At 71.9% G+C, this 25,392-nt stretch carries 23 protein-coding genes, 2 tRNA genes and 1 pseudogene; 8 read left to right on the top strand and 18 right to left on the bottom strand.

Features of this window, described 5'->3' with window-relative positions:
- Positions 1-258: 258 nt before the first annotated feature.
- Entirely contained in the window at positions 259-1,467 is a 1,209-nt protein-coding gene (locus Ae717Ps2_RS27155) for an acyl-CoA dehydrogenase family protein (RefSeq protein ID WP_075309255.1), read from the bottom strand.
- A gap of 59 nt (positions 1,468-1,526) precedes the next feature.
- Positions 1,527-2,030 (bottom strand): SCP2 sterol-binding domain-containing protein, encoded by a 504-nt coding sequence (locus Ae717Ps2_RS27150; RefSeq protein ID WP_083702510.1) that lies wholly within the window; start codon positions 2,028-2,030, stop codon positions 1,527-1,529.
- A gap of 99 nt (positions 2,031-2,129) precedes the next feature.
- Here Ae717Ps2_RS27150 and Ae717Ps2_RS27145 point away from each other — a divergent pair, with 99 nt between their 5' ends.
- A complete protein-coding gene (locus tag Ae717Ps2_RS27145) occupies positions 2,130-2,735 on the top strand; it encodes a TetR/AcrR family transcriptional regulator (protein WP_043279680.1) in 606 nt (201 codons plus the stop codon).
- 21 nt (positions 2,736-2,756) lie between these two features.
- Here the strand turns inward: Ae717Ps2_RS27145 and Ae717Ps2_RS27140 are convergent, their stop codons facing one another.
- Positions 2,757-4,172: a hypothetical protein gene (locus Ae717Ps2_RS27140; protein WP_075334034.1), complete on the bottom strand. Its 1,416-nt coding sequence runs from the start codon at positions 4,170-4,172 to the stop codon at positions 2,757-2,759.
- A 79-nt stretch (positions 4,173-4,251) separates the two neighbouring features.
- Complete coding sequence (deoC, locus tag Ae717Ps2_RS27135) at positions 4,252-4,974, bottom strand: deoxyribose-phosphate aldolase (protein ID WP_020625415.1); 723 nt, start codon at positions 4,972-4,974, stop codon at positions 4,252-4,254.
- Between the two features lie 166 nt (positions 4,975-5,140).
- On the opposite strand from deoC, the gene Ae717Ps2_RS27130 reads away from it, so the two are divergent.
- A complete protein-coding gene (locus Ae717Ps2_RS27130; protein ID WP_075334033.1) occupies positions 5,141-5,605 on the top strand; it encodes an STAS domain-containing protein in 465 nt (154 codons plus the stop codon).
- Here Ae717Ps2_RS27130 and Ae717Ps2_RS27125 read toward each other — a convergent pair.
- From Ae717Ps2_RS27125 to Ae717Ps2_RS27110, 4 genes are all read right to left on the bottom strand, one after another.
- The gene (locus tag Ae717Ps2_RS27125; protein WP_158071550.1) at positions 5,581-7,029 is read right to left on the bottom strand and encodes an NAD(P)/FAD-dependent oxidoreductase; all 1,449 of its coding nucleotides are present in this window, start codon (positions 7,027-7,029) and stop codon (positions 5,581-5,583) included. The two genes, Ae717Ps2_RS27130 and Ae717Ps2_RS27125, sit on opposite strands and share 25 nt — an antisense overlap.
- Before the next feature lie 92 nt (positions 7,030-7,121).
- Positions 7,122-8,834 carry a SpoIIE family protein phosphatase gene (locus Ae717Ps2_RS27120; RefSeq protein WP_075334032.1) on the bottom strand — a complete coding sequence of 571 codons (1,713 nt, stop codon included), beginning with the start codon at positions 8,832-8,834 and terminating at the stop codon, positions 7,122-7,124.
- An 84-nt stretch (positions 8,835-8,918) separates the two neighbouring features.
- Positions 8,919-10,064: an RNA polymerase sigma factor gene (locus Ae717Ps2_RS27115; protein ID WP_020625419.1), complete on the bottom strand. Its 1,146-nt coding sequence runs from the start codon at positions 10,062-10,064 to the stop codon at positions 8,919-8,921.
- Between the two features lie 2 nt (positions 10,065-10,066).
- On the bottom strand, positions 10,067-10,474 hold the full coding sequence (locus Ae717Ps2_RS27110; protein WP_075309265.1) for a YciI family protein: 408 nt from the start codon (positions 10,472-10,474) through the stop codon (positions 10,067-10,069).
- 122 nt (positions 10,475-10,596) lie between these two features.
- On the opposite strand from Ae717Ps2_RS27110, the gene Ae717Ps2_RS27105 reads away from it, so the two are divergent.
- Entirely contained in the window at positions 10,597-11,025 is a 429-nt protein-coding gene (locus Ae717Ps2_RS27105; RefSeq protein ID WP_198932239.1) for an SRPBCC family protein, read from the top strand.
- 18 nt (positions 11,026-11,043) lie between these two features.
- Here the strand turns inward: Ae717Ps2_RS27105 and Ae717Ps2_RS27100 are convergent, their stop codons facing one another.
- Complete coding sequence (locus Ae717Ps2_RS27100) at positions 11,044-11,907, bottom strand: helix-turn-helix transcriptional regulator (protein ID WP_075309267.1); 864 nt, start codon at positions 11,905-11,907, stop codon at positions 11,044-11,046.
- A gap of 190 nt (positions 11,908-12,097) precedes the next feature.
- Between Ae717Ps2_RS27100 and Ae717Ps2_RS27095 the strand changes: the two genes are divergently transcribed.
- Positions 12,098-12,802: a DUF3159 domain-containing protein gene (locus tag Ae717Ps2_RS27095; protein WP_139320141.1), complete on the top strand. Its 705-nt coding sequence runs from the start codon at positions 12,098-12,100 to the stop codon at positions 12,800-12,802.
- 554 nt (positions 12,803-13,356) lie between these two features.
- Here the strand turns inward: Ae717Ps2_RS27095 and Ae717Ps2_RS27085 are convergent.
- Both Ae717Ps2_RS27085 and Ae717Ps2_RS27080 read right to left on the bottom strand, forming a co-directional pair.
- Positions 13,357-14,199, bottom strand: coding sequence for an IS5 family transposase (locus tag Ae717Ps2_RS27085; protein WP_075329730.1), 843 nt, complete (start codon positions 14,197-14,199; stop codon positions 13,357-13,359).
- 196 nt (positions 14,200-14,395) lie between these two features.
- Positions 14,396-15,025, bottom strand: a complete 630-nt coding sequence (locus Ae717Ps2_RS27080; protein WP_075309269.1) for a hypothetical protein — start codon at positions 15,023-15,025, stop codon at positions 14,396-14,398.
- A gap of 581 nt (positions 15,026-15,606) precedes the next feature.
- On the opposite strand from Ae717Ps2_RS27080, the gene Ae717Ps2_RS27075 reads away from it, so the two are divergent.
- A complete protein-coding gene (locus Ae717Ps2_RS27075; protein ID WP_217695641.1) occupies positions 15,607-17,388 on the top strand; it encodes an IS481 family transposase in 1,782 nt (593 codons plus the stop codon).
- 362 nt (positions 17,389-17,750) lie between these two features.
- A complete protein-coding gene (locus tag Ae717Ps2_RS36450) occupies positions 17,751-18,587 on the top strand; it encodes a putative RNA methyltransferase (RefSeq protein ID WP_139319221.1) in 837 nt (278 codons plus the stop codon).
- Here the strand turns inward: Ae717Ps2_RS36450 and Ae717Ps2_RS36445 are convergent.
- Positions 18,584-18,979 (bottom strand): hypothetical protein, encoded by a 396-nt coding sequence (locus Ae717Ps2_RS36445; protein WP_139318878.1) that lies wholly within the window; start codon positions 18,977-18,979, stop codon positions 18,584-18,586. The two genes, Ae717Ps2_RS36450 and Ae717Ps2_RS36445, sit on opposite strands and share 4 nt — an antisense overlap.
- Here Ae717Ps2_RS36445 and Ae717Ps2_RS39395 point away from each other — a divergent pair.
- Both Ae717Ps2_RS39395 and Ae717Ps2_RS27060 read left to right on the top strand, forming a co-directional pair.
- Positions 18,971-19,030, top strand: a pseudogene (locus tag Ae717Ps2_RS39395) (integrase); the annotation flags it as partial. The gene Ae717Ps2_RS36445 and the pseudogene Ae717Ps2_RS39395 overlap by 9 nt on opposite strands.
- Positions 19,031-19,174: a hypothetical protein gene (locus Ae717Ps2_RS27060; RefSeq protein ID WP_233147688.1), complete on the top strand. Its 144-nt coding sequence runs from the start codon at positions 19,031-19,033 to the stop codon at positions 19,172-19,174.
- A gap of 16 nt (positions 19,175-19,190) precedes the next feature.
- On the opposite strand, the gene Ae717Ps2_RS27055 is transcribed toward Ae717Ps2_RS27060, so the two are convergent.
- The 6 genes from Ae717Ps2_RS27055 to gyrB all read right to left on the bottom strand — a co-directional run bounded on the left by Ae717Ps2_RS27055 (position 19,191) and on the right by gyrB (position 25,062).
- A tRNA-Ala gene (locus tag Ae717Ps2_RS27055) sits at positions 19,191-19,266 on the bottom strand.
- 36 nt (positions 19,267-19,302) lie between these two features.
- Complete coding sequence (locus Ae717Ps2_RS39390; protein WP_020628481.1) at positions 19,303-19,413, bottom strand: DLW-39 family protein; 111 nt, start codon at positions 19,411-19,413, stop codon at positions 19,303-19,305.
- Between the two features lie 40 nt (positions 19,414-19,453).
- Positions 19,454-19,527 (bottom strand) — tRNA-Ile (locus Ae717Ps2_RS27050).
- A gap of 95 nt (positions 19,528-19,622) precedes the next feature.
- The gene (locus Ae717Ps2_RS27045) at positions 19,623-20,336 is read right to left on the bottom strand and encodes a DUF3566 domain-containing protein (RefSeq protein WP_083695422.1); all 714 of its coding nucleotides are present in this window, start codon (positions 20,334-20,336) and stop codon (positions 19,623-19,625) included.
- 99 nt (positions 20,337-20,435) lie between these two features.
- Positions 20,436-22,946 (bottom strand): DNA gyrase subunit A, encoded by a 2,511-nt coding sequence (gene gyrA / locus Ae717Ps2_RS27040; RefSeq protein WP_075309275.1) that lies wholly within the window; start codon positions 22,944-22,946, stop codon positions 20,436-20,438.
- 49 nt (positions 22,947-22,995) lie between these two features.
- Positions 22,996-25,062, bottom strand: coding sequence for a DNA topoisomerase (ATP-hydrolyzing) subunit B (gene gyrB, locus Ae717Ps2_RS27035; RefSeq protein ID WP_020628484.1), 2,067 nt, complete (start codon positions 25,060-25,062; stop codon positions 22,996-22,998).
- Positions 25,063-25,392 lie beyond the last annotated feature (330 nt).

Below are 25,392 nucleotides of genomic sequence, written 5' to 3'. Positions count from 1 at the left end.
GATCTCCATCCTGCCCCGGGGCCCGGCGTGCGTGCCCACCCCGACGGTCATCGGTCGCGCGCGTGGTCCCGCAGCGGCGGCTCGGTGGCCCCCGCGGCCCGGTCGCGATGCCGGTCGCGACCTGTCCCGGCAGCCGTGCCTCGAGCCCGTCACCTTCTCGTCGATGAGGCGAAAAGCACGATGCGCGCGACGGAGCCACGTACCGCACGGCCGTCCGGTCCGGTCCGCCGATCGTCTGGGCGGACCGGACCGCCGAGGTCACGACAGGTGCTTCCCGGAGATCGCGCGGGCGATGACGAGCTGCTGGATCTGCTCGGTGCCCTCGAAGATGTCGTAAATCTTCGCGTCGCGGTGCATCCGCTCCACCGGGTGCTCGCGCGAGTAGCCCGCGCCGCCGAGGATCTGGATGGCCCGCTCGGTGGCCCACACCGCGACCCGGCCGGCCTTGAGCTTGGACATCGACCCCTCGCCCGCGGTGAACGGGACGTTGTTGCGCCCCATCCACGCGGCCCGGTGCACGAGCAGCCGGGCGGCGTCGATCTCGGTCTTCATGTCCGCGAGGGTGAAGGAGATCGCCTGGTTCTCGATGATCGGGCGGCCGAAGGCGACCCGGTCCTTGGCGTACTCCAGGGCGTACTCGTAGGCGGCGCGGGCGATGCCGATCGCCTGCGAGCCGACCGTCGGACGGGACAGCTCGAAGGTCTGCATCGCGGCGGAGCCCGTCGACTTCTCCCCCGACCGGGCGCGGGCGAGCCGCTCGTCCAGCTTCTCCTTGCCGCCGAGCAGGCACGAGCCGGGGAGCTTCACGTCGTCGAGGAAGACGTCCGCGGTGTGCGACGCGCGCAGACCCATCTTCTTGATCTTGCGGGTGGACTCCAGGCCGGGGGTCTTCGGCGGGACGACGAACGCGGCCTGCCCCTTGCTCCCCAGCGCGGGGTCGACGACGGCCTGCACCACGTGGATGTTCGCGATGCCGCCGTTGGTGGCCCAGGCCTTCTGGCCGGTGAGGGTCCACTCGTCCTTCGCCTCGTCGTAGACGGCGCGGGTACGCATCGCCGAGACGTCGGAGCCGGCTTCGGGCTCGGACGAGCAGAACGCTCCGACCTGCGGCTCGGAGGCGTCGCCGTAGCACTGCGGGATGAACTCGACCATCTGCTCGGGCGTGCCCGAGGCGAAGATGCCGGCCACCGCGAGGGTGGTGCCGAAGATCGCCATGCCGATGCCGCCGTCGCCCCAGAAGAGCTCCTCGTTGACCAGCGGCATGGACAGGCCGGTCTCGTCACCCCAGAAGGAGGCGAGGGTCTCGAAGTTGTAGAGCTCGATCTTCGCGGCCTCCTGCAGGATCGGCCACGGGGTCTCCTCGCGCTCGTCCCACTCGGCGGCGGCCGGGCGCACGACGTCGGCGGCGAAGCCGTGCACCCACTCCTGCAGCTCGCGGTGCTCCTCGGACAGTTCGAAGGAAGTCATCTCAGCTCTCCGCTGGTCGGTCGCGGTTCTCGTCAGGCAGACGGGATCTGGAACATCTTCTACAGGGCGGTCGCGAAGCCGACGTCGCCGGAGACCTTGAGCTTGCGCGTCATGAACAGGGTCACCGGGTTGGCGTTGTTCGTCGCGACCTTGAGGAACTCGGTGCCGGGCATGGTCAGCGCGGTGCGGGGGTCCTCGTCGGTGCCCTCGGTGACCGTGCAGGTGCCGTTCTGCATCACGGTCTGGAAGCTGTCGACCGTCGAGCCGTCCTTGATGTGCCAGTGCACGACCTGCCGGTTCCCGGTCGCGCCCTTGGACGAGTAGAACTCGCTCATCCGGCCGAAGATCGCCTCGAGCACCGGTCGGCGGACCTCGGACGACATCACGGTCGCCAGCTGCTGCTTCGACGCGGTCTTGACCAGGCGGGCGAACAGCGACGGGTCGACGTTCTTCGCGTTCCCGTCGCGCAGAGCCGTCCCGAGCGTCGCGATCAGCTGCTCGTCGGACAGGGACTTCGGGTCGACGCTGCGACCCAGCTCGTTGATGTCGACCGTGTCGGCCATCGCTCGTTCCACCTCGCCGTGGTTCACACAAGTGTCCGGTACTCGCCGTACCGGCTCGGGACGAGGCGTACTTTACGCAGCAGTAGCTAAGCTGTCGAGATGGCATCTGCACCCCGTCGCAGGCTCCCGCCCGCGCAGCGCGAGAAGCAGGTCCTCGACGCGGCGGTGCGCGTGTTCTCCCGGGACGGGTTCCACGACGCGTCGATGGACGGCGTCGCCGACGAGGCGGGGCTGTCGAAGCCGATGGTCTACACGCACGGCGGGGGCTCGAAGGAGGAGCTGCTGCGGCGGTGCATCCGCCGCGAGGCCGACCGACTGCTGGAGTCGGTCTCCGGAGCCGCGGCCGGGGCGCCGGTCGACGCCGAGGTGCGCCTGCACCGCGGTCTCCGGGCGTTCTTCGCCAGCGTGACCACCCACCGCGACGGCTGGTCGGTGCTCTACCGCCAGGCCCGCACCGGCGCGCTCGCGGACGAGGTGCACGCGGCACGCACCCGGATCGTCGACCGGGTGGCGCGGCTGCTGGCGGCCGAGCTGGCCGTCCCCGCGGGCGTGGACCCGGCGACGGTCACCGCCCCGCTCGCGGCGGCGCTGGCGGGCGCGGCCGAGGGACTGGCCGACTGGGCGGGCGACGGCGCGGACCCCGACGACCTCGCCTCGACGTTGATGACCCTGGTCTGGCCGGGACTGGAACGCCTGCGCGGGTGAGCCGCCGGCGCCACCGTGCGGTCAGCCCTCCGTCGCCGGCCGCGTCACGAGTCGCCGGGTGCGGTCCGGCAGCCGGTCGACGATGCGGCCGATCCGCTCGGTGGTGCCCTGCAGCGGCGCGAGCGCGTCGGCCAGCATGCCGATCTGCCGGTCGAGCGCGTCGATGCGGGCCGCGACCGAGCGCAGGTCCGGGGCGACGGCGGTCAGCTGGCTCGCGGCCTGCGCGAGGTTGACGTCCAGGGCGGCCAGCCGCGGGGTCCCGTCGGCATCGGCGTCGGCGACGGCCGCCGCGATCCGCCGGACGGCGCCCTGGTCTCCGGTGGCCGCGGCCAGTGTCGCGAGGTCCTCGCGTACCGTCGCCAGCGCCCGCAGCGGCTCGACCGCCCCGGCGAGGGCCGCGAGGTCACCGGGGGTGCGGGCGAGCTCCTGCAACGGTCCGACCGCCTCGGCCAGACGTGCGAGGTCGGCCCGGGTCGCCGCCAGCTCGTGCACCGCGGGGACGGCGCCGGTGAGGCTCTCCAGGTGCTCGCGCGCCGCGGCCAGCTCCCGCAGCGGCTCCACCGCGCCGGCCAGCTGCGCCAGGTCGGCGCGGGTGGCGGCGAGCTCCTGGAGCGGGGCGACGGCGTCGGCGAGGCGCTGCAGCGACGTGACGGCCCCGGCGAGCGCGGCGAGGTCACCCGCGGCCGGTGCCAGCTCCCGCAGCGGTGCCGCGGCGCCGGCCAGCTCGTGCAGATCCTCGCGGACCGCGGCCAGCTCGGTCAGCGGTCCGACCGCCGCGCTCAGCTCGCGCAGCGACTCCACCGCCGTGCCCAGCTCGGCCAGCGGCCCGACGGCAGTGGCGAGCTCACGCAGCGCGTCGACCGCGCCCGCCAGCTCCGACAGCGGCCCGACGGCCCCCGCCAGCTCCCGCAGCGAGGCCACCGCCGCGCCGAGCTCGCGCAGCGGCCCGACCGCGGCGGCCAGCTCGTGCAGGTCGCTGCGGACGGCGGCGAGCTCCCGCAGGTCCTCCCGCACGCTCGCCAGGTGGTGCAGGTCCTCCCGCAGCCCGGCGAGCTGGTGCAGGTCGTCGCGGGCGCCGGCCAGCTCGCGCAGCGGTCCGGCGGCTCCGGCCAGCTCGACCACGGCCGCGGTCAGCCGGTCGATCCGCTCGACGGTCACCGGGTCATCCCACAGTGTCACGACCCGGCCGAGCACGTCGTCGAGCACCGGGGCCAGACCGGTCAGCGCGGCGTCGACACCGGCGATGCGCCGCGGGAGCGCGGCGACCTCGGCCGCCACCGACGGCATGGCCTCGACCGCACGCGGGGCCTCGGCCAGCCAGCCGGGCAGCCGTCGACCGATCTCCACGGCGGCGCCGACCGTGCCGAGGGCGGCGCCGATCAGCGTCCCGGTGACGCCCGCGGGCGACCAGGAGCTCGGGAGGGGCTGCTTCGCCATGGGTCTCCTCCGGCTCACGGGAACGTGCTCGGACCAGCTTCGCAGATCCGGCGACCCGGGGTGCCGCGCGGCAGCCCTCTCAGTAGGACGCGTCGTCCACCCGGGCCGCCGCGTCGCCGCCGGCGTCGCGGGCCGCCGCGTCGTCGAGGATCGTGGCGGTGCCGCTGGTACCGAAGCGGGTGACGCCCGCGGCGTGGAAGGCGAGCACGGTGTCGAGGTCGCGGACCCCGCCGGAGGCCTTGACCTGCACCTGCGGTCCGACGGTGGCGCGCATGAGCGCGAGGTGCTCGGGCGTGGCACCCCCGCCGGCGAAACCGGTGGAGGTCTTCACGAAGGCGGCGCCCGCCGACTCGGCGGCCCGGCAGCCGGCGACCACCTCGTCGTCGGACAGCAGGGCGGTCTCCAGGATCACCTTCACGACGCGGCCGTCGGCGGCCTCGACGACGGCCCGGATGTCGGCCTCGACGTCGTCGGTCAGGCCGCTGCGCAGCCGGCCGATGTTCAGCACCATGTCGAGCTCGACGGCACCGTCGGCGATCGCCTGCCGCGCCTCGGCGACCTTGGCCGCGGTGCTGGTCGTGCCGTGCGGGAACCCGATCACGGTGCCGACGGCGACGCCGGTCCCCGCGAGCCGGGCGACGGCGTGCGCGACGTCGGACGGGCGCACGCAGACGGAGAAGATGCGGTAGCGGGCGGCGACGTCGAGCTGGGCGTCGACCTCGGTGCGGGTCAGCTCGGGCTTGAGGATCGCGTGGTCGATCATCCCGGCGATCGCGGCGGCGGAGAGGGTCGTAGCGCTCACGGTGGTCCTTCGGGTCCCGGCGGGAGGATCGCCCCCGCGGGTGGTCGGCGGTCGGATGCGAAGGCTACGCGCCCGGGCCGCCCCCGATCAGCACATGCGGCGACGGCCACCCGCTGCGATGCTGGTCGGACGCCCCGGAGATCCCGGGGGCGGAAAGGGGCCGACCATGGCGGACGACGACCGCTCCGCTCCGGATGCCGCGCACGCCGCCGTTCCCGGGCCGACGTTGCGGTTCGAGCAGTCCAGCCACCCGGCGGGCGCCACCGTGCTGCACGCGATCGGCGCCATCGACGACGACACCTCGCCCGATCTCTGGGTCGAGATGGGCATCTGGTCCGAGGCGGGCCCCGAACTGATCCTCGACCTGTCCCGCGTGGACTTCCTGGGGACGGCGGGGCTGAACTCGCTGCTCCAGTCGCGCGACATGATGGGTGCCGAGGGCAAGCGACTGCGGGTGCACTGCGGGTCGAGCCGGCCCGCGCGGCGCGCCCTCCAGGTGACCGGCGCGATGGACCTGTTCGACGTCGTCGACCGGATCCCCGAGGAGCCGGTCCCGTCCCGGAACATGCTGTTCGGCGTACCGGAGCCGGACGTGCGGCTGAACGGTCAGCGCCGCTCGAACGAGGGGTAGCCCGCGACGCCCTCGTCGTCGCAGGCCCGCAGCACGCCCGCGACCCCGCCGGGCACCGCGTACGGCGCGACCGGCTCCGCCGGGCACGACAGCGCCTCGATCGTCGACAGGCCGCCGGCGTCGAGGTCGCCGATCGCCCGGTCCACCCACTCGACCTGTCTCTGCAGGCAGGCCGCGTCGTTGCCGTACCCGAGGGTCGGCGCCAGCGGCGCGAACAGGTTCGGGAAGCCGGGGTGCGCGAGACCGAGCAGGCCCGGCCCGGTGCCGAGCAGCCGCCCGTCGCGTCCGACGACGTCGATCCCGGCGCGGGTCGCGGTCGGGTCGAACCCGGTGGCCAGCACGATCGCGTCCAGCCCGACGACGGTCCCGTCGGCCAGCTCGACCCCCTCCGGCCGGATCCGTACGACCGGGTTCCGCCCGACGGGGACCACCTCGACGTCGTCGCGGTGGAAGGTCTCCAGCCAGCCCTGGTCGGTGGCGACGGGGCGCAGGCCGTAGTCGTCGCCGTCCGGGACCAGCGCCGCCGCGAGACGGTCGTCGCCCAGTCGCGCCCGCATCCGGTCGCGGACGACGGCGGCCGCCGCGGCCCGCAGCGCCGGGTCCGACGCGAACCCGGCGAGCCGGGTCGGGTGCAGCGACAGCGGGTCCTCGTCGTAGGCGGTCCCCAGGCTGTGTAGTCCTCTGTGGACAGATGGGTGCACGGTGCCCGACACCGTGGACCGGACCGCCTCGCGCATCGCGGGCAGGCGGTCGCGGTAGGCCGCGCGCTCCGGCCAGCCGTACATCGGGTTGGCCGCGGGCAGCACGAAACGCGGGGTCCGGGCCAGGACGGTGACCCCGCCGACCCGGCCGGCCAGCGCCGGGACCAGCTGGACCGCGCTCGGCCCGCAGCCGACGACACCCACCCGCAGCCCGTCGAACTCGGGCCCGCGGGCGGGCCACGCTCCGGTGTGGACGACCGGCCCGGCGAAGTCCGACCGGCCGGGGACGGCGTCGGTGCGGGGCGCGGTGAACGCGCCCGTGCAGCGGACCAGGAACCGTGCCGACAGCTCGCCGTCGCCGGTGCGCACCCGCCAGCGCCCGCCGTCCCAGCGGGCGGCGGTGACCGGTGTGGACAGTCGCAGGTCGCGGTGCAGATCGAGCCGGTCGGCGACGAACCGCAGCCAGCGCAGCACCTCGTACCCGGCCGGGAAGCGCTCGCTCCAGCCCCAGTCGCGGTACAGGTCGTCGGAGAACAGGTACTGGTACGCCGCGCCCTCGGTGTCGATGCGGGCACCCGGGAACCGCTGGTGGTGCCAGACGCCGCCGAGCTCGGGGGCGGCGTCGACACAGGTGACCCGCAGACCACGCCGTCGCAGCAGGTGCAGCGCGTACAGCCCCGCGACCCCGGCGCCGACGACCACGACGTCGTGCTCGTCCTCCACAGGCCCAGCGTGGCCGATCCCCGACGCCGCCGGACCGACCTGTCTCAGATCGACACGCAATGCCCGAGGAGAGAACGCCTCCGGGGACGGGGTCAGCGCGTGGGGAGCTCGGCCCACACCCGCTTGCCGCCGCCGCGGGTGTCGCAGCCCCACGACTGCGCGACGGCGTCGACGAGCTGCAGGCCGCGCCCGCGCGCCGCCCGCACGTCGAGCGGCTGGAGCAGCGGGCTGCCGGAGTCCTCGTCCTCGACCTCGATCCGCAGGGCGTCCCCGGTCCGGACCAGGGTCAGGCGGAACGGGGTGCGGGCGTGGTCGACGACGTTCGCGACCAGCTCCTCGACGACCAGCATTGCGTCGGCGAGGCTGCCCGGGGCGAGGTCCCAGCCGGTCAGGACGCGTTCCGCGGAACGCCGCGTCTCCCGGCCGACCCCGGCGTGCGGGACGTGCTCGGTGACGACCCGGTCGGCGTCGACGGCGGCGGGCTCCTCGACCTGCACGACGACGACACCGGCGTCGTCGCTGAGGTGGCCGCCGCAGTGTGCGAGGGCGGCGCCGGTGAGGGCGCGCGCGATCGTGTCGGCGTCGGCGCCCGGGACGAGCGAGGCCAGCGTGCGCCGGGCACCCTCCTCCTCCAGCTGTTCCCAGTGCCCGCGCACGTGCGCCTCGGTGATGCCGTCGGTGTAGAGCACGAGGCTGTCGCCCGGCGCGAGGGTGACCGTCTCGTGGGCCACCATCGGCGTGGTGCCGATACCGAGCACCAGCCCGCCGCCGCCGTGGAACTCGGCGGTGCCGTCGGCCCGTCGGACGAGGACGGGTGGGTGGCCGGCCGAGGCGAGGTCGGCGTGCCAGGTGCCGGAGGGACCGCGACGCAGCGACGCGAGCGCGGCGGTGACGAAGCTGATGCGGCCGTCGAACCAGACGTGCAGGACGTCGTTGACGGTGCGGAGCACGGCGACCGGGTCGTCCTCGACGTGTGCGGCGGTACGCGTGGCCGAGCGGGCCAGCGCGGTCGTCCGGGCGGCGGCGGAGCCCTTGCCCTGGACGTCGCCGATCACCACGGCGACGCCGTCCGGGGTGGGGACCGCGTCGTAGAAGTCGCCCATGACCTCCACACCGGAACCGCCCGGCAGGAAACGGGCCGCGATGTCGATCCCGGGCAGCCGCGGGGGCCGTGCGGGCAGCAGCGACTCCTGCAGCGTCCGGGCCAGCGTCTCGGCCTCGGCGGCGTGGCGGGCGGCCGCGAGCGCCTGCCGCTCGGTCTCGCGCAGGGCCAGGCGCAGCGCGATCTCGCCCTCGACGGCGTCGGCCAGGGTCCGGATGGTCTCGCGGTGCAGCGGGGTCCACTCCCGGGCGACGACGTCCATCGCGCAGAGATTGCCCACGACCTGGCCCGCGGGGTCGCGCACCGGTACCCCGAGCCAGGCGGCCGCCCCGAACTCGGTGATCAGGCTCAGGTCGCGCAGCCGCGGCTCGGCCTGCACGTCTCCGGCGCAGATCTCCCCGTCGGACTCGACGACGACCTTGCACCCACTGTCCTCGACGGGCGCCGACCAGACTCCGTCCGGCCCGACGATCCGTGCCGGTTCGGGCGTGCCCTTGAGGAAGGTCCGGACCTCGTCGACGACGGTCAGCATGACCGCCGGGGTCCCGAGGACCACCGAGACCAGCCTGGTCAGCCGGTTGAACGCCTCCTCCGGCCCGGTGTCGAGCAGCCGGGTGGCGCGGACCGCGGCCAGCCGGGCAGGCGATTCCAGCGGCGACGGTGCCGCGACCGTGACCGCGACGGGATCCGACACCAGGCTCATTCACGTGATCCTCGCACCGCATCGCGTCGGCGTCCCGTCGGTGTGCCGAGGAATCCAGGCGATCGTCAGTTGTGACGATGCGGTTCAGCTCGCCGATCCGGAGTGGAGCCGGGCGGCACACCGGGTCAGGTGGTCCCGTTCGGCGGTGGAGGACGCCAGCGCCGCGGCCTCGGCGTAGAGACGTGCGGCCGTGGCCCGCTCCCCCGCGCGTTCGTGGAGGTGGGCGCTGACCGCGGTCCAGCGGGGCAGCGTCGGGTCGAGGTCGGCGAGTGCCGCCAGGCCTGCCCGTGGCCCGTCGGCCTCCCCGACCGCGACGGCGCGGTTCAGCCGGGCGACCGGGCTGCCGGTGAGCCGGACCAGCTCGTCGTACCACTCGACGATCTGGGGCCAGTCGGTCTCCTCGGCCGCCGGCGCGTCGGCGTGCAGGGCGGCGACGGCCGCCTGGGCCTGGAACTCCCCCAGCCGGTCACGGGCCAGCGCGGCCTGCAGCACCGCCACGCCCTCGGTGATCAGCGCGGTGTCCCAGCGGCCACGGTCCTGCTCGGCCAGCGGCACCAGCTCGCCGGCCGGACCGGTCCGGGCGGCGCGGCGGGCGTGGTGCAGCAGCATCAGCGCGAGCAGGCCGGCGACCTCGGGATGGTCGACCGACGCCGCGAGACGCCGGGTCAGCCGGATCGCCTCCGCGGCGAGGTCGACGTCGCCGGAGTAGCCCTCGTTGAACACCAGGTAGAGCGTCCTGAGGACGGTCGCGACGTCGCCGGGTCGGTCGAGCCGCTCCCCCGCGACGGTGCGCTTGGCGCGGCTGATCCGCTGCGCCATCGTCGCCTCGGGCACCAGGTAGGCCGCGGCGATCTGGCGGGTGGTGAGCCCGCCGACGGCCCGCAGGGTGAGCGCGACCGCCGACGACGGCGACAGCGACGGGTGCGCGCAGAGGAAGTACAGCTCGAGCGCGTCGTCGTGGTCCGACGCCGGACCCGGCACCGGCTCGGCCTCGGCCCGCTCCTCCCGGCCACGACGCGCGGTCTCCGACCGGGTGGCGTCGAGGAAGCGGCGCCAGGCCACCGCCACCAGCCAGCCCTTCGGGTCCCGGGGCGGGTCGGCCGGCCAGGTCCGCAGGGCCTCGACCAGGGCGTCCTGCACGGCGTCCTCGGCCGCCGCGAAGCCCACCCCGCGACGGCCGAGGATCCCGAGGACCTCCGGTACGAGACCGCGCAGCAGCGCGGCGTCCATGCTCACTCCGTGACGGTCGGCGGGGCCTCGAGGAACGGGCGCAGCTCGATCCACTCGTGGATCGGCTCCCCACCGGCACCGGGCGCCGCCGACAGCACACCGGTCACCTCGACGGCCCGCTCGTAGCTGTCGACGTCGATGATCATCCAGCCGGCGACGAGGTCCTTGGTCTCGGCGAACGGACCGTCGGTGACGGGCGGGCGGCCCTCGCCGTCGTAGCGGACGAAGGTGCCCTCGGGAGCGAGCGCCTGGGCGTCGACGAACTCCCCGGAGCGCTTCAGGTCCTCCGCGAGGTCCTGCATGAAGCGGATGTGCGCGGTGACCTCCTCGGGCGCCCAGCGGTCCATCGGCACGTCGTTCTTCGGGGCCGGGGCTCCGCGGTAGTGCTTGAGCAGCAGGTACTTGGCCATGGTGGATCTCCTCGGTGCTCGTCGCGGCCCATCCTGGCCGCGTTCACCCCGGGGACGGAACCGGACGCACGTTCTCGACACCGCCGCTCGATTTTTCTTCTACCCGTCAGTAAGTTCCGCACATGATCAGAGCGACGTCCGTCCGCACCGTGTCCGCGACGCCCGAGGCGGTGTGGTCGGTGCTGTCCGACCACGAGGGCATGTCGACCTGGGCGCCGGGCCTGAAGGTGGAGATCACCCGGGCGGGCGAGCCGGAGCCGAACGGGGTCGGGACGGTGCGCAAGGTCGGGATCGGGTCACCGGGGCCGATCGTCGAGGAGGTCACCGCGTTCGAGCCGGGGCGACGGCTGGGCTACCGCGCGATCGCCGGGGTGCCGCTGAAGAACTACCGGGGCGAGGTCACGCTGCGACCGGTCGGCGCCGGCACCGAGATCACCTACGCCGTGGAGGCCGACAAGCGGCTGCCCGTCGGGGAGGCGTTGCTGGCCAAGGGACTGTCGAAGGTGTTGCTGTCCGGGCTGGTGCGCGGGATCGGCGCCGGGCCGCGCTGACCACCCTGGCGTCGCGGGTCACGGCCCGGCCGGCTCACCGTGCCAGGCGGGGGACGGTGCGCCGATGACCGAGAGGAGCTGCAGCTTCTCGTGCGTCTCGCTGCCCGGTACGGCGGTGTAGACCAGCAGCAGGTGGGACTGCTCGGGATCGAGCAACGTCTGGCAGTGCAGTTCCAGCGCGCCGACCTCGGGGTGGACGAGCCGTTTGAGGTCGTCGGACCGGACGCCGATCTCGTGGGCGTCCCACAGCGTGCGGAACTCCTCGTTGTGCGGGTGGAGGAGCTCGGCGAGCCGGGCCGCGCGGGAGTCCGGTCCGCGCCGGGCCGCGACCGCGCGCAGGCCCGAGACGTAGCGCCGCGACAGCAGCGCGTGGTCCTCCGGTGGGTGGCGCCTGCGGGCTGCGGGCTCGGTGAACCAGCGGTAGCCGACGCTCCGCCTCGGCCCGGTGAACCCGGTCGTGTCGCCGGTGAGCGCGACCCCCAGTGACGTCTGGCGCAGCGTCTCCCCGAGCTCGGTGACGATCTCGGCGGGGGTGTCGACGAGCCGGTCGAGGATGCGCAGCAGCCCGGGTCCGATGTGGTCGCCGCCCGTTCCGCGGGCTGGTGGGTGCTGGCCGGCGAGCCGGAACAGGTGGTCGCGCTCGTCGAGCGACAGGTGCAGGCCCTGGGCGATCGCGGCGATCATCTGCTCCGACGGCCGCGGGCCGCGCTCCCGTTCGAGGCGCGCGTAGTAGTCGGTCGACATGTGGCACAGGGCCGCGGCTTCCTCCCGGCGCAGCCCGCTGGTGCGGCGCCGCTGCCCCCGCGGCAGTCCGACGTCCTCCGGTTGGAGCACCTCACGACGCCGGCGCAGGAACTGCGCCAGGCCCGTCCGGTCGATCATCCGCGCCGCCTCTCGGTCGCTCACCGATTCGTTCCTACCGCGACGCGCGGGGCGTAGCCACGGACTGCCGATCCTCCCCACCGGCTCCGGGTCGGACCGCTCAGCCACGGATCGTCAGGCCGTGGCTACCGACCTGCACAGCGACGAACGTGGTCGGCACACCCCCCCCCGCCGAGCCGAGGAGCCCACCGTGCCGAACGAACTCGTGTCGCTCGACCCGACCGCGACCGTCCCATCGGATCGCCCGGAGGACCGCCGCTCGGACGGGCAGGCCCCGGCCGCGACGCTCGGCGCCGCGATGCGCACCAGCCTGGAGCGATCCGGTGGCGGGCTCGGCATCCTCCTCGCCGCCGTACCGACCGTCGCCTTCGTGGTCGCCGACGCGGTGGGCGGTCTGACCTGGGCCTTCGTCGCACTCGCCGTGGCGGCGCCGGTGACGTTCGGGGTGCGCCTGGCCCGCCGGGAATCACTGCGGGCGGCCGTCGTCGGTCTGGCGGTCGCCGCGGTGTGCGCAGCCGTCGCCGGATTCTCCGGGGAGGCACGGGCGTTCTTCCTGCTGCCCACCCTGATCCCCGCCGCGCTCGGCGTGCTGTTCCTCGGCTCGGTCCTCGTCCGTCGGCCGGTGACCGGGACGTTGTTCAACCGCCTGGTCGGCGGCCCCGACGACTGGCGCGACCACTCCCGGCTGATGCGCATCTACACCGTCACCACGCTGGTCGGCGTCGTGCTCCACGCGCTCAACCTCACCCTGCGCGCCCTGGCCTACCTGGCGGACCAGCCCGCCGTCCTCGCCGCGCTCAGCGTCGGGGCCGCTCCGGTCTTCGCAGCGCTCGCCGCGGTCACGCTCGTCGCCGCACGTCGCGCGGTCAGCTCCCGCGGTGCCGATGGGACCTGACCCGCCACGCATCCGGCTCGTCCCTCGCAGGCCTCACCCATCAGGGAGACATCGTGTCTCGCACCCGCGACATCGCCGGCGTCATGTCCCCTCCCCGGCGGACCACGACCGTCGACGGGTTCGAGCGGCAGTTCGGCACCAACTACCTCGGCCACGTCGCTCTCGTGGTGTACCTGATGCCGCTGCGCCGCGCCGGTCGGGCCCGGGTGACCTCACAGCTCAGCGTCGCCGCCCGACGCGGACACCGCCTTGCAAACGCGAACCAAGCTCGCCGCCTGCCTGTGCGTCCTGCTCGGCGGCCCCGATCACCAGCCCACCCGCTGCCACGTCGTGTCAGCGGGTATCGGGCCGTTCCGGGGCGGATGTGCCCCCGATGTGCCCCGGCGCCAGCCGCTCCCCCTGTGCTTGCTGAGTGCCATTCCGGAGACTTGCCCGCCCGGCGAGGGCTGCTCGGGATCAAGCAATGCGGCCACCCGTCAGTTGAGCCTAGACGGACTGGCGGTGCCGGGAGTCCACCTGGAGCTGCTTTAGAGGTCGCGCGGATTGATGGATGATCATGGGCGGCGGTGTGGTCGGCTGTCCCAGCGGTGCGTGGTCCAGGCCTGCCGGATCAGGCTACGGAGTGTGATGATGGTGTCGGCGAGGTCGAAGAACGCGTCGACGACGGTTTCGCGGCGTTCGTAGCAGCGCTGCAGCCGGTTGAAGCTGTTGTGCCAGGCGTTGGTGCGCTCGATGTGCCAGCGTTGGGTGGCCTGGATCGGTGCTTTCTCGCCCTTGCGCGCGATCTCGCTGTGCAGGCCCCGTTCGGTGAGTGTGTCGCGGGTCTTACCGGAGTCATAGCCGGCGTCGAGGTGCACGGTGATGTCGTCGGGCAGCGGGCCGAGAGCGTCGAGGTGGTCGAGAGTGGGGCCCAGTAGCGGGGAGTCGTGGCGGTGTGCCCCGGCCAGGACCCGGCCCAGTGGGATGCCATGGCCCTCGACGAGCACCGATCGCTTCATGCCCTGTTTACGCCGGTCAACCGGTGACGGTCCGGCGACCTCACCGCCGCCGGGGGCCTTGGTGATGGCGCCGTCGACGGCAACGTCGTCAAGCAACAGGCCGACGATGCGGTCGTAGGCGTCCAGGGCGATCCGGCGTAGCTGGGCGAAGACCCCGAGCCGGATCCACTCGTCACGGCGATCGCGGATGGTGGTCGCCGAGCAGGTGCTGTCGGAGACGCCCTGATACGGGCAGCCGAACCGCAGCACCTGCAGGAGCTTGTCGAACACGACCCGATCCGCGATCCGGCGGCGGTGACAGCCCCACGGATGAGTGGGATCGAACTCGACCCGGGGCGGCAGCAGCGCGGCGAACTGGTCCCACAACGGCTCGGTCAACCATGATGGCAGGGCGGGCACGCGGCCTCCAGACGATCACGAAGAGTCAACAACTTCATGATCGACAGGCCCGTGCCCGCCCCTCACCATCGACACCCGGCCGCGACCCAGCTGTGATCAATCCGCGCGACCTCTTAGTGCAACGCCATATGCCTACGGGCGCACCACGTTCCTGGGGTGATCAGGACTCGCCCGACCACCCCAGGAACCAGGACCGTCAAGCCGCGCTGCGCCGCCAGTGCTCGATGTAGCCCAACGCCTCCGACTCAATCCACGCGTCGAGAGCCCGGATCTTCTTGATCGGCGTCGGCTTCCACAGCTTGCCGCGCCGAACGTCCAGAACAGCCACCGCCGCATGCGGACGAGTCTGGTCGACGGTGAGCTGGAGTGTGCGCCAGATGACCTTGGTCGCGCCCTGTGCCGTCAGAGGCGTCTGCTTGAGGTAGAGGTGCACGACGGTCTCCACCCCGCTGAGGCGCATCCCGACATGCTGGTTGACGTTGATCGGCAGGGTTGCCCACGTCCAGGTGGCGTTGTTCGTCGAGACCCACTCGGGACGCGACCTGGCCAGGAAACCCTGCATCCCCGCAGCCAACTCCTCGTAGGAGCGGACCATCGTCCGGCTGGCTCGGAAGATCATCCGGCGCAGCTCCAGGTCGTCACCGCTTCGGACCGCGTGGCGGAGCCCGGCCAGCGCCGGACCGTACGCCTGCTTGGCCCCGCTGTCAGGGTCGTTGAACCGCTTCCACTGGTCCTCGATGATCTTCATCCGGCCAGAACCGACAGAGTTGACGTAGTCGGCGAAAACGCCCAGGCCCCTAGCCTGCATGGTGTCGTCAGTGGACACGGTTACTCCAAATGCGCGCACAGACACGTCCGCCCCACTGTCGCGCGGTTCAGCGTGAGGAGTTACCGTGTCCTTGCCACAGGTACACAGACAACGCCTCGGGCGGCCGCCGCGGAGCGGTTCCCCGAGGCGTTCTCTAACTGTAGCGGGCACCTCCGACGACACCAGCGCGCTCCGCGTCCATCACGTCCCCCGTCTTGGGGATGCATCTATGGATACTTCTGTGGACAGGTCCTGGTTTTCCCGCTCAGAGCCTTGCGCTGGTTCGGAGTCCCCACCCCCAGAGTCACAACAACTTCACCCGTATGGCCCTGAGTCACACCATTGGTTTTCATGTATCGGGAACCGCCCGCCGCGCGGTGACCGGCCGGAGGCCGCATGCTCCGCGCGGCGCCGGAGGCGCCGCTTGATACCGAACGGAAGGTCTAGACACGGCGAGCGCTGGCGGCGCTGTCGTGTCCCGGCTGATGCTTGACGTTCCGGTCTCACCTGATGCTTGACGTTCGGGCCTGATCGGCTTTCCTGTCCGCTGTCCGTGCTGGTCAGCGGGTGGTGGGAGGCCGGGATTGGCCCTGGTGGACATGACCGTGGTCGAGCAGCGCTACCGCGCCGTGCTGGCCGTCGAGCAAGGCGAACCGCGCTACCAGGTCGCGGCTCAGTTCGGCGTCTCCCGACAGACCCTGCACACCTGGATCACCCGCTACCGCGCCGAAGGCCTGGCCGGCCTCGCCTCGCGCTCACACCGCCCGGACTCCTGCCCTCACCAGGCATCCGAGCAGGTGGAGGTCGCGGTCTGCGAGATGCGCCGCGGCAACCCCCGCTGGGGGCCCCGACGCATCGCCCATGAACTCGGCCCCCGCTTCGGCGCCCAGGCCCCCTCGCGCAGCACGGTGGCGAGGATCCTGCACCGCAACGGCCTGGTCGAACCCCGCCGCCGACGCAGACGCCGCTCGGACTATCGCCGCTGGGAACGCCCCGCCCCGATGCAGCTGTGGCAGCTCGACATCGTCGGCGGCATCCACCTCCGCCAGCCCGACGGCACCGTGACCGAGGCCAAGATTGTGACCGGGGTCGATGACCATTCCCGCTTCGCCGTCATCGCCACCGTCATGGTCCGGGCCACCGGCCGCGCGGTCTGTCTGGCCTTCGCCGACGCGCTGCGCCGCTACGGCATCCCCGACGAGGTCCTGACCGACAACGGCAAACAGTTCACCGCCCGCTTCGGCCGCGGCGGCGAGGTCCTGTTCGACCGGATCTGCCGTGACAACGCCATCACCCACCGCCTCACCCAGCCCGCGACCCCGACCACGACCGGGAAGGTCGAGCGGTTCCACCAGACCCTGCGCCGGGAGCTGCTCGACCACACCGATCCCTTCGACACCCTGACCGCGGCGCAGGCGGCGTTGGACTCCTGGATCACCACCTACAACTGCACCCGCCCGCACCAGGCCATCGACATGGCCTGCCCGGTCGACCGCTTCGCTCCCAGCCAGCACCAGCGCGGCGACGAGGACCTGCTCCCGCTGCGGCTGCCCGCCCGACTCACCACCGCGCCCGCCCCGACCCCACATTCCGAGCACCCCGCCCCGGCCCCGGACGACGAGCCGAGCACCGAGATCGAGGTCTATCGGGGCGGACCGGTGGAGTTCGAACGGGTCGTCCCCGCCTCGGGAAACCTCGCCGTTCTCGGCAAACAGTTCTGGCTCGGTCCGCTCCGGGCCGGGGTCACCGTCACGTTCTGGGCCGACACCCAGGTCATCCACCTCACCGCCGGCGGGGCCCGGATCAAGACCGTCCGTTCCCCCTACACCGAGGACCAGCTCGCCACCCTCGCCGCGACCGGAGGCCGGCCCGCCGGCCCGCCACCGCTACCACCGGTCGAGCCCGACGGGACCGCGATCGAGGTCGACCGCACCGTCTCCGCCCAGGGCCTGATCAGCTTCGGTGGACGCTGGAACCTCGCCGCGGAGATCCTCGGCGGCCGCCGGGTCACCATCCGCATCGAGGACCACGTCCTGCTGATCTTCGACCCCGAAACCCGTGAACTTCTCCGGACCAGGCCGAACCCGCTGACCTACGACCAGGCCCGCCACCTGCGCGGCGCCCGCCCCGCCGGACCACCACCACGCCCGTCGGTCGAACCGGTGACTGTCACCCGCCGGGTCTCGACCACCGGCACCATCATGATCGCCCGCCAACTCATCGCGCTCGGACGTGATCAGGCCCGGACCCTGGTCACCGCCCACGTCGCCGAACACACCATCACCGTCGACCTCGCCGACGGCGCCCACCGCACCGTCACCCGCACCAGCACCGGCGCGATCCGTAATCTCAAGGCCCAGACAGACCGCACAGTTTCCTAGCCCGAACGTCAACCATCACCCGGGACAGGAACGTCAAGCATCAGGTGAGACCCGACAGAGCGCTGGCGGCGCTGTCGTGTCCCGGCTGATGCTTGACGTTGGTCATCGGCCAGGTAGGTAGGCTCAGGAGCATGTGGCTCCCGCTCGCGAAGCGCCCCCGCACCGCCTGAGGCGGTGCACCCCGCCGTCCGACCCTGCTAGGTCCGACGGCCTCTCACCCGTGCCGACATGGGCTCGTCGTGTAGACGTGCCACCGCCGCGTTCCCGCTTCCACGTACAGGGACCACGCGACTGTGGAGACCACTCCGGCCGTCGGCTGCCACGCTGACGGCGCTTCCTCATACCCGACCCCGCTGGACGCCGTGCTCGGACGGCTGCGGTGCCCGTTGTGCCATGCCGCCGTGCTGTGCCGAGACGGCAGGACGGTCCGTTGCCGGGCGGGCCATTCCTTCGACATCGCCCGGCCTGGCTACCTCACGTTGCTGTCCGGCCGGCGCCGCCACCGTGGAGACACCGCGGACATGGTGACGGCCCGAGAATCGTTCCTGGGCAAAGGCCACTTCGAGGCGGTGCGCTCGACGATCACAGCATTCGCCGTCGAGCACGCCCCACGACAGACCGGGCTCGTCGCCGACCTCGCCGGAGGTACCGGCTTCTACCTCGCCTCAACCCTCGACGCACTTCCTGCAGCGTGGGGCGCGACCCTGGATCTGTCAGCCGCAGCACTGCGGCGTGCGAGCCGCGCTCATCCCAGAGCTGCCGCTGTCGGAGCAGACATGTGGCAACCACTGCCACTCGCGTCGCGGTCAGCCGATGTCGTGCTGAACGTCTTCGGCCCGCGGACACCGGGCGAGATCGACCGTGTGCTGAGCAGCGACGGGGTCCTGATCATGGCGACGGCGGGCGCGGAGCATCTGCGCGAGCTGCGCAGCCGCCTCGGCACGATCGGCGTCGACCCCCGCAAGGCGGACCGGCTCCGGCACGCCTTCGAGGGCTTCACCGAGGTTGCTCGGCAAGCGGTGAGGTGGCGGCTCGCCCTGAGCCGCGACCAGGTGCGCGCGCTCGTCGACATGGGGCCCAGCGCCCATCACATCGACTCAGACCACCGTGACCGCGTCCTGCAAGAGCTGCCGGACACCCTGGGACTGACCGCTGCTGTGGACGTCGTCGTTCTCCGTCGCGATACGACCCGCAGTTAGGCGGTCGAAGCGTCGGCGACGACAGCCCACGCCGCGGGGCGGTCGGGGTCGTCTCCGTTGCCCAGGACGATGCTGGCAGCGCGGGCAGTGTCGAGGTCGTCGCAGTTCAGCTCGAGTGCAGGTACGGCGATGTCGTACGCGGTTTCACCGTTCATCTCGCGGGGGTCGACGAGCACCAGTCGTCGGCCCCCGTGCAGGACATTCGGGGCAACATCGCCGAGGCAGTGACCTAAGCGCAGGTCTCCGGCGAGCCGGCGCCGCTCGCTGGAGACCGGGCGCCCGATGTGCTGCTGTTGAGTCCCCGCACGAGTGCGTCCTGCAGGTGAGCGGTCTTCGACCCTGCCGTCGACCGCGTCGGGCCGGACGGCTTCCACCCGCACGAGCTGCGGCACACCGCGGCGTCGCTGGCGATCGCGTCGGGAGCGGACGTCAAGGTCGTCCAGATGATGCTGGGGCACAAGACGGCGACGATGACGCTCGACCTCTACGGGCACCTGTTCCCGGACCGGCTCGACGACCTCGCCGACCGGATGGACTCGGCGGCATGTGCCCCGGATGTGCCCCACGAGGGGGACGAGGAGACCTGAGAAGGTGTGTTTCTGCTGGTGGAGACAAGGGGAATCGAACCCCTAACCCCCGCCTTGCAAAGGCGGTGCTCTGCCAATTGAGCTATGTCCCCTGGTGGGTCCCGACCACGGTACCCCGGGAGGCGGAGTCAGCGGGTGGTGGCCTCGTGCCACAGGTCGTCGGACCCGACACCGCGGAGGCGGGACCAGCCGAAGTACGCGGCACCGGCAGCGACGGCCAGCACGAACAGCTTCTTCATCGCAGGTCTCCTCGCGAGTGACTGTCGGAGGGGGAAGGTGTGGGCCTAGCTGGATTTGAACCAGCGACCTCATCGTTATCAGCGATGCGCTCTAACCAACTGAGCTATAGGCCCGTGCAACAGGAGAAACACTACCGCACGGGGTCGAGCGGGTTACGAGGGGGTCCCCCGCCGCTCGGCCCCGTGCGGTGTGCGCGACGACGCTCCGGTCAGTCCCGCTCGGAGAGCGTGACCTCGATGCCGCCGACCAGGTCAGCGGCCACGTTGTAGACGAACGCGACCACGGTGATGGCCACCGCGAACAGCAGGCTGTTGACCGCACCGACGACGGCCGCGAGCCCGAAGACCCGGCCGACGCTGATCAGCGACCCCCCGGTCTCCTGCTGCGAGGTGACGAGGTCGGCGTAGGTGCCGTTGAGCCGGTCCCAGACGCCCATCCCGCCGAGTACGCCGTACAGGACGCCCGCGGCGACCATCCAGACCAGCCACAGCACGACGGCCAGCGCCAGGGCCATCTTGAGCACCGACCACGGGTCGAGCCGCTTGAGCTGCAGCAGCGCCTGGCGCGGGGGCCGGTTGCGGACCGACGCGCGCGGCGGGTCCGCCGGGCCCGTGCCGTTCTCGTGCAGCTCCGGATCGCGGACGGCGGTCGTCGCACCGGTGGCCGCACTCGGTCCGGGTGCGGTCATGAACGCGGTCGGGGCCTCGCTGAGCAGCGAGTCCGCGACGGTGCCGCCGTCGCGGTCGTCATGGATGTCGGGTACCCGCCGCCACGGGGGCGGCGAGGCCGCGGCCGGCTCGGCCGCGGCGTCGTCGCGCGGGCCGGGGACGTGGTCGGCCGCCGCCGTCGACGGGTCGTGGTCGGCGTCGGTGGCGACGGTGCGGGCCTCGTCCTGCGACGGGGTGCGGTCGTCGGTGCTCACGAGTGGGAGCTCTCCTCGCTGGTCGTCGCTCGGTACTACCCCGGCCCCACGGCGTGTGCCGGGTGGCTGGCCCTCACGGGCCGGCCACCCGACGTGGCACTACGCCTGCTGGCCCGGGTCCTCCTCGGTCTCCTCCGCGTTGCGGGCGACGGCCAGCAGCGTGGAGGTCTCGCCCAGGTTCATCAGGCGGACTCCCTTCGTCTGCCGGCCGGCCTTCCGCACCTCGCGGGCGGAGGTCCGGATGACCCCGCCGGTGGAGGTGATCGCGTACAGCTCGTCGTCGATGCCGACGATGAGCGCACCGACCAGCGTGCCACGCCGACGGTCGTACTGGAGGGTCAACACTCCCTTCCCGCCACGGCCCTGAACGGGGTAGTCCTCGATCGGGGTGCGCTTCGCGTAGCCACCGGTGGTGGCGACGAGCAGGTAGGTGTCGGGGCGGATCACGCCGAGGGCCAGCAGCTTGTCGCCCTCGTTGAACCGCATCCCCAGCACGCCGGAGGTCGCGCGGCCCATCGGGCGCAGCGCGTCGTCGGACGCGGTGAACCGGATGGACTGGCCTTCGGCGGACACGAGGAGCAGATCGTCATCACCCGAACAGAGGACGGCGCCGACCAGCTCGTCGTCGTCGCGCAGGTTGATGCCGATGAGGCCGCCGGCCCGGTTGGAGTCGAAGTCGGTCAGGCGCGACTTCTTCACCAGGCCGTTGCGGGTGGCCAGCACCAGGTACGGCCGCGCCGAGTAGTCCTTGATCTGCATGACCTGGGCGATCTCCTCCTCCGGCTGCAGGGCCAGGAGGTTCGCCAGGTGCTGGCCGCGCGCGGTGCGGTTCGCCTCGGGCAGCTCGTAGGCCTTGAGCCGGTAGACCCGCCCGCGATTGGTGAAGAACAGCATCCAGTCGTGCGTGGAGCAGACGAAGAAGTGGTTGACGATGTCGTCCTGCTTCAGCTGCGCCCCCTGCACGCCCTTCCCGCCGCGCTTCTGGGCGCGGTACAGGTCGGTCTTCGTGCGCTTGGCGTAGCCGGTGCGGGTGATCGTGACGACGACGTCCTCGACCGCGATCAGGTCCTCGTCGGTGACGTCGCCGTCGAAGCCGACGATCCGGGTGCGGCGGTCGTCGCCGTGGGCCTCGACGAGCTCGGCGAGCTCGTCGCGGACGATCTGCCGCTGCCGCTCGGGCCGGGCCAGGATGTCCTGGTAGTCGGCGATCTCGCGCTCGATCTCGGCCAGCTCGTCGACGATCTTCTGGCGCTCCAGCGCGGCGAGCCGTCGCAGCTGCATGTCCAGGATCGCCTGGGCCTGGATGTCGTCGACGTCGAGCAGGTCGATCAGGCCGGCCCTGGCGACGTCGACCGTGGCCGACGCCCGGATCAGCGCGATGACCTCGTCGAGCGCGTCGAGCGCCTTGACCAGACCACGCAGGATGTGGGCCCGCTCCTCGGCCTTGCGCAGCCGGTAGCGGGTCCGCCGGACGATGACCTCGATCTGGTGCCGGACGTAGTGCCGGATCATCTGGTCGAGGCGCAGGGTGCGCGGCACGCCGTCGACGATCGACAGCATGTTCACACCGAAGCTGTGCTGCAGCTGGGTGTGCTTGTACAGGTTGTTCAGCACGACCTTGGCGACGGCGTCGCGCTTGAGCGTGACGACGATCCGCATGCCGATGCGGTCGGAGGACTCGTCGACGATCTCGGAGATCCCGGCGATCTTGCCGTCGCGGACCATGGCCGCGATCGACTCGATGAGGTTGTCCGGGTTCACCAGGTAGGGCAGCTCGGTGACCACCAGGGTGGTGCGGCCCTTGGTGTCCTCCTCGACCTCGACGACGGCGCGCATCCGCACCGAGCCGCGCCCGGTCCGGTAGGCCGACTCGATGCCGTCGCGACCGACGATGAGGCCGTAGGTCGGGAAGTCCGGCCCCTTGATCCGCTCCATCGCCGCTTCGAGGAGCTCGTCGTCGGTGGCGTCCGGGTTCTCCAGGCACCAGGCGACGCCGGCGCCGACCTCGCGCAGGTTGTGCGGCGGGATGTTGGTCGCCATGCCGACCGCGATGCCGGAGCTGCCGTTGATGAGCAGGTTCGGCACCCGCGACGGCAGGACGACCGGCTCCTGGGTCTTGCCGTCGTAGTTGTCCAGGAAGTCGACGGTCTCCTCGTCGATGTCCTGGAGCATCGCCATCGCCAGCGGCGAGAGCCGGCACTCGGTGTACCGCATGGCCGCGGCCGGGTCGTTGCCGCGCGAGCCGAAGTTGCCCTGCCCCTGGATCAGCGGGTAGCGCATCGACCAGGGCTGGGCCAGCCGCACGAGGGCGTCGTAGATCGCCGAGTCGCCGTGCGGGTGGTAGTTGCCCATCACGTCGCCGACGACGCGGGCGCACTTGACCGGGGCACGGTCGGGCCGGAAGCCGTTCTCCCCCATCGAGTAGAGGACTCGGCGGTGGACCGGCTTGAGCCCGTCCTCCACCAGCGGCAGCGCCCGCCCGACGATCACGCTCATCGCGTAGTCGATGTACGAGCGCTGCATCTCCTGCTGGATGTCGACCGGTTCGACCCGGCCCCCACCCTCTCCGCCGCCGCCCGTGGGCGCGGCGGGGTCGATCGTGTCCGTCACGAAGTCTCCTCGTGCGTGTTCATACGTTCGTCTGGATCAGATGTGTGGATCAGACGTCCAGGAAGCGCACGTCCTTGGCGTTGCGGGTGATGAAGGAGCGGCGGGACTCGACGTCCTCACCCATCAGCACCGAGAACAGCTCGTCGGCGGTGGCGGCGTCGTCCAGGCTCACCTGGAGCAGCAGCCGGTTCGTCGGGTCCATGGTGGTCTCCCACAGCTCCTTGGCGTCCATCTCGCCGAGACCCTTGTAGCGCTGCACGCCCTGGTCCTTGGGGAGCTTCTTGCCCGCGGCACGGCCGGCCTCGATCAGGCCGTCGCGCTCGCGGTCGGTGTAGGCGTACTCCGGCTCGGCCCCGCGACCGGCCCACTTGAGCTTGTACAGCGGCGGCTGCGCCAGGAACACGTGCCCGTTCTCGATCAGCGGGCGCATGAAGCGGAACAGCAGCGTGAGCAGCAGCGTGCGGATGTGCTGGCCGTCGACGTCGGCGTCGGCCATCAGCACGAGCTTGTGGTAGCGCAGCTTCGACAGGTCGAAGTCGTCGTGGATGCCGGTGCCCATCGCGGTGATGATCGACTGGACCTCGGTGTTCTTGAGGACGCGGTCGATCCGGGCCTTCTCGACGTTGATGATCTTGCCGCGGATCGGCAGGATCGCCTGGTGCATCGAGTCGCGGCCGGCCTTCGCCGAGCCGCCGGCGGAGTCACCCTCCACGATGTAGAGCTCGCAGCTCTCCGGGTCGCGGGAGCGGCAGTCCGACAGCTTGCCGGGCAGGCCGCCGATGTCACCGGCGCTCTTGCGGCGCACGAGCTCGCGTGCACGACGCGCGGCCAGGCGGGCCTGGGCCGAGGAGACCGCCTTGGTGACGATCGTCTTGGCCTCGGTGGGGTTGCGCTCGAACCAGTCGGCGAGCCACTCGTTCGACACGCGCTGGACGAACGACTTGACCTCGGTGTTGCCGAGCTTGGTCTTGGTCTGGCCCTCGAACTGCGGCTCGGAGACCTTGACCGAGACGATCGCGGCGAGGCCCTCGCGGATGTCGTCGCCGGACAGCGCCGGGTCCTTCTCCTTGATGAGCTTCTTGTCGCGCGCGTACTTGTTGACCGTGGCGGTCAGCGCGTGGCGGAAGCCCTCCTCGTGGGTGCCGCCCTCGTGCGTGTTGATCGTGTTCGCGAAGGTGTAGACCGACTCGGAGTAGCCCGAGTTCCACTGCATCGCGACCTCGACCTGGTGGCCGGGGCCCTCGCCGGTGTAGCTGACGATCTTGCGGTGGATCGGGTCCTTGGACTTGTTCAGGTGCGCGACGAAGTCCTCCAGCCCGTTCGGGTAGTGGAAGACGTACTCCTTGGGCTTGGCGACGTAGCCCTCGGCGTCGGGCTCGGAGTCCGTGTCGATCTCCGTGACCGGTGCCTCGACCGGGTTCCCGTCCTCGTCGACCGCGTCCGACGACGGCACGCCCGCCGGCTTCTCCGGCCTGCGCTCGTCACGCAGGACCATGGTGAGGCCCTTGTTCAGGAACGTCTGCTCCTGCAGCCGGCGACGGATCGTCTCCAGCGTGTAGGTGGTCGTCTCGAAGATCTTCGGGTCGGCCCAGTAGGTGATCGTGGTGCCGGTGTCGGACTTCTTCGTGGTGCCTGCCTCGACGAGCTCGCCGGGCACGGCGTACTCGTAGTGCTGGCGCCAGATCTTGCCGTCCCGGCGGACCTCGACGTCGAGCGCGGTGGACAGCGCGTTCACGACCGAGACGCCGACGCCGTGCAGACCACCGGACACGGCGTAGGACTTGTCGTCGAACTTGCCGCCGGCGTGCAGGCTGGTGAGGACGACCTCGAGGGTCGGCTTCTTCTCCACCGGGTGCATCTCGACGGGAATGCCACGACCGTCGTCCTCGACGCGGATGCCGCCGTCGGCCTGCAGGGTCACGACGACCTTCGTGGCGTGACCGGCCATCGCCTCGTCGACCGAGTTGTCCACCACCTCCCAGATCAGGTGGTGCAGACCCCGCTCACCGGTCGAGCCGATGTACATGCCGGGCCGCTTGCGGACCGCCTCCAGGCCCTTGAGGACCGTGATGGACGACGCGCCGTAGGCGTTGTTCGCTGCCTTGTCGGAAGCCACGGGTAGCTGCTTCTCCTCGCCACGTGAACCACCCGCGCGACGCGCGCACCACCGGTGCGACGACGACGGAGCGGTTCCACCGACCGGGCGCTCTGGTCATGTCATTGGGGAGCCACCCGGGGAACACCTGTCGATCCTACCCGGCGGAACGCCCGGGAAGGCGGATAGGACCCGCCCAGAAGCGCCACAGACGGGCGAACGGCGTCCGGTACGGGGTCGAACGTGCCCCTGCCGGGCCGAGCGGACCGGCGGCCGTGTCATCCCGCGCTCACCGCCGACGAGAGCGGCCCGTGCACTCCGGTGCAGCTCCCCACCCGATCCGGGCCCCCG

It is taken from the genome of Pseudonocardia sp. Ae717_Ps2 (assembly GCF_001932475.1).
Taxonomy (GTDB): domain Bacteria; phylum Actinomycetota; class Actinomycetes; order Mycobacteriales; family Pseudonocardiaceae; genus Pseudonocardia.
This window is presented reverse-complemented; position numbering and strand designations above follow the sequence as displayed.

Bases quoted from the DNA above. Each gene is read 5' to 3' on its own strand.
- Ae717Ps2_RS27155 (WP_075309255.1), bottom strand. From the start codon at position 1,467: ATGACTTCCTTCGAACTGTCCGAGGAGCACCGCGAGCTGCAGGAGTGG.
- Ae717Ps2_RS27150 (WP_083702510.1), bottom strand. From the start codon at position 2,030: ATGGCCGACACGGTCGACATCAACGAGCTGGGTCGCAGCGTCGACCCG.
- Ae717Ps2_RS27145 (WP_043279680.1), top strand. From the start codon at position 2,130: ATGGCATCTGCACCCCGTCGCAGGCTCCCGCCCGCGCAGCGCGAGAAG.
- Ae717Ps2_RS27140 (WP_075334034.1), bottom strand. From the start codon at position 4,172: ATGGCGAAGCAGCCCCTCCCGAGCTCCTGGTCGCCCGCGGGCGTCACC.
- Ae717Ps2_RS27130 (WP_075334033.1), top strand. From the start codon at position 5,141: ATGGCGGACGACGACCGCTCCGCTCCGGATGCCGCGCACGCCGCCGTT.
- Ae717Ps2_RS27120 (WP_075334032.1), bottom strand. From the start codon at position 8,834: ATGAGCCTGGTGTCGGATCCCGTCGCGGTCACGGTCGCGGCACCGTCG.
- Ae717Ps2_RS27115 (WP_020625419.1), bottom strand. From the start codon at position 10,064: ATGGACGCCGCGCTGCTGCGCGGTCTCGTACCGGAGGTCCTCGGGATC.
- Ae717Ps2_RS27110 (WP_075309265.1), bottom strand. From the start codon at position 10,474: ATGGCCAAGTACCTGCTGCTCAAGCACTACCGCGGAGCCCCGGCCCCG.
- Ae717Ps2_RS27105 (WP_198932239.1), top strand. From the start codon at position 10,597: ATGATCAGAGCGACGTCCGTCCGCACCGTGTCCGCGACGCCCGAGGCG.
- Ae717Ps2_RS27100 (WP_075309267.1), bottom strand. From the start codon at position 11,907: ATGATCGACCGGACGGGCCTGGCGCAGTTCCTGCGCCGGCGTCGTGAG.
- Ae717Ps2_RS27075 (WP_217695641.1), top strand. From the start codon at position 15,607: ATGACCGTGGTCGAGCAGCGCTACCGCGCCGTGCTGGCCGTCGAGCAA.
- Ae717Ps2_RS27060 (WP_233147688.1), top strand. From the start codon at position 19,031: ATGATGCTGGGGCACAAGACGGCGACGATGACGCTCGACCTCTACGGG.
- Ae717Ps2_RS39390 (WP_020628481.1), bottom strand. From the start codon at position 19,413: ATGAAGAAGCTGTTCGTGCTGGCCGTCGCTGCCGGTGCCGCGTACTTC.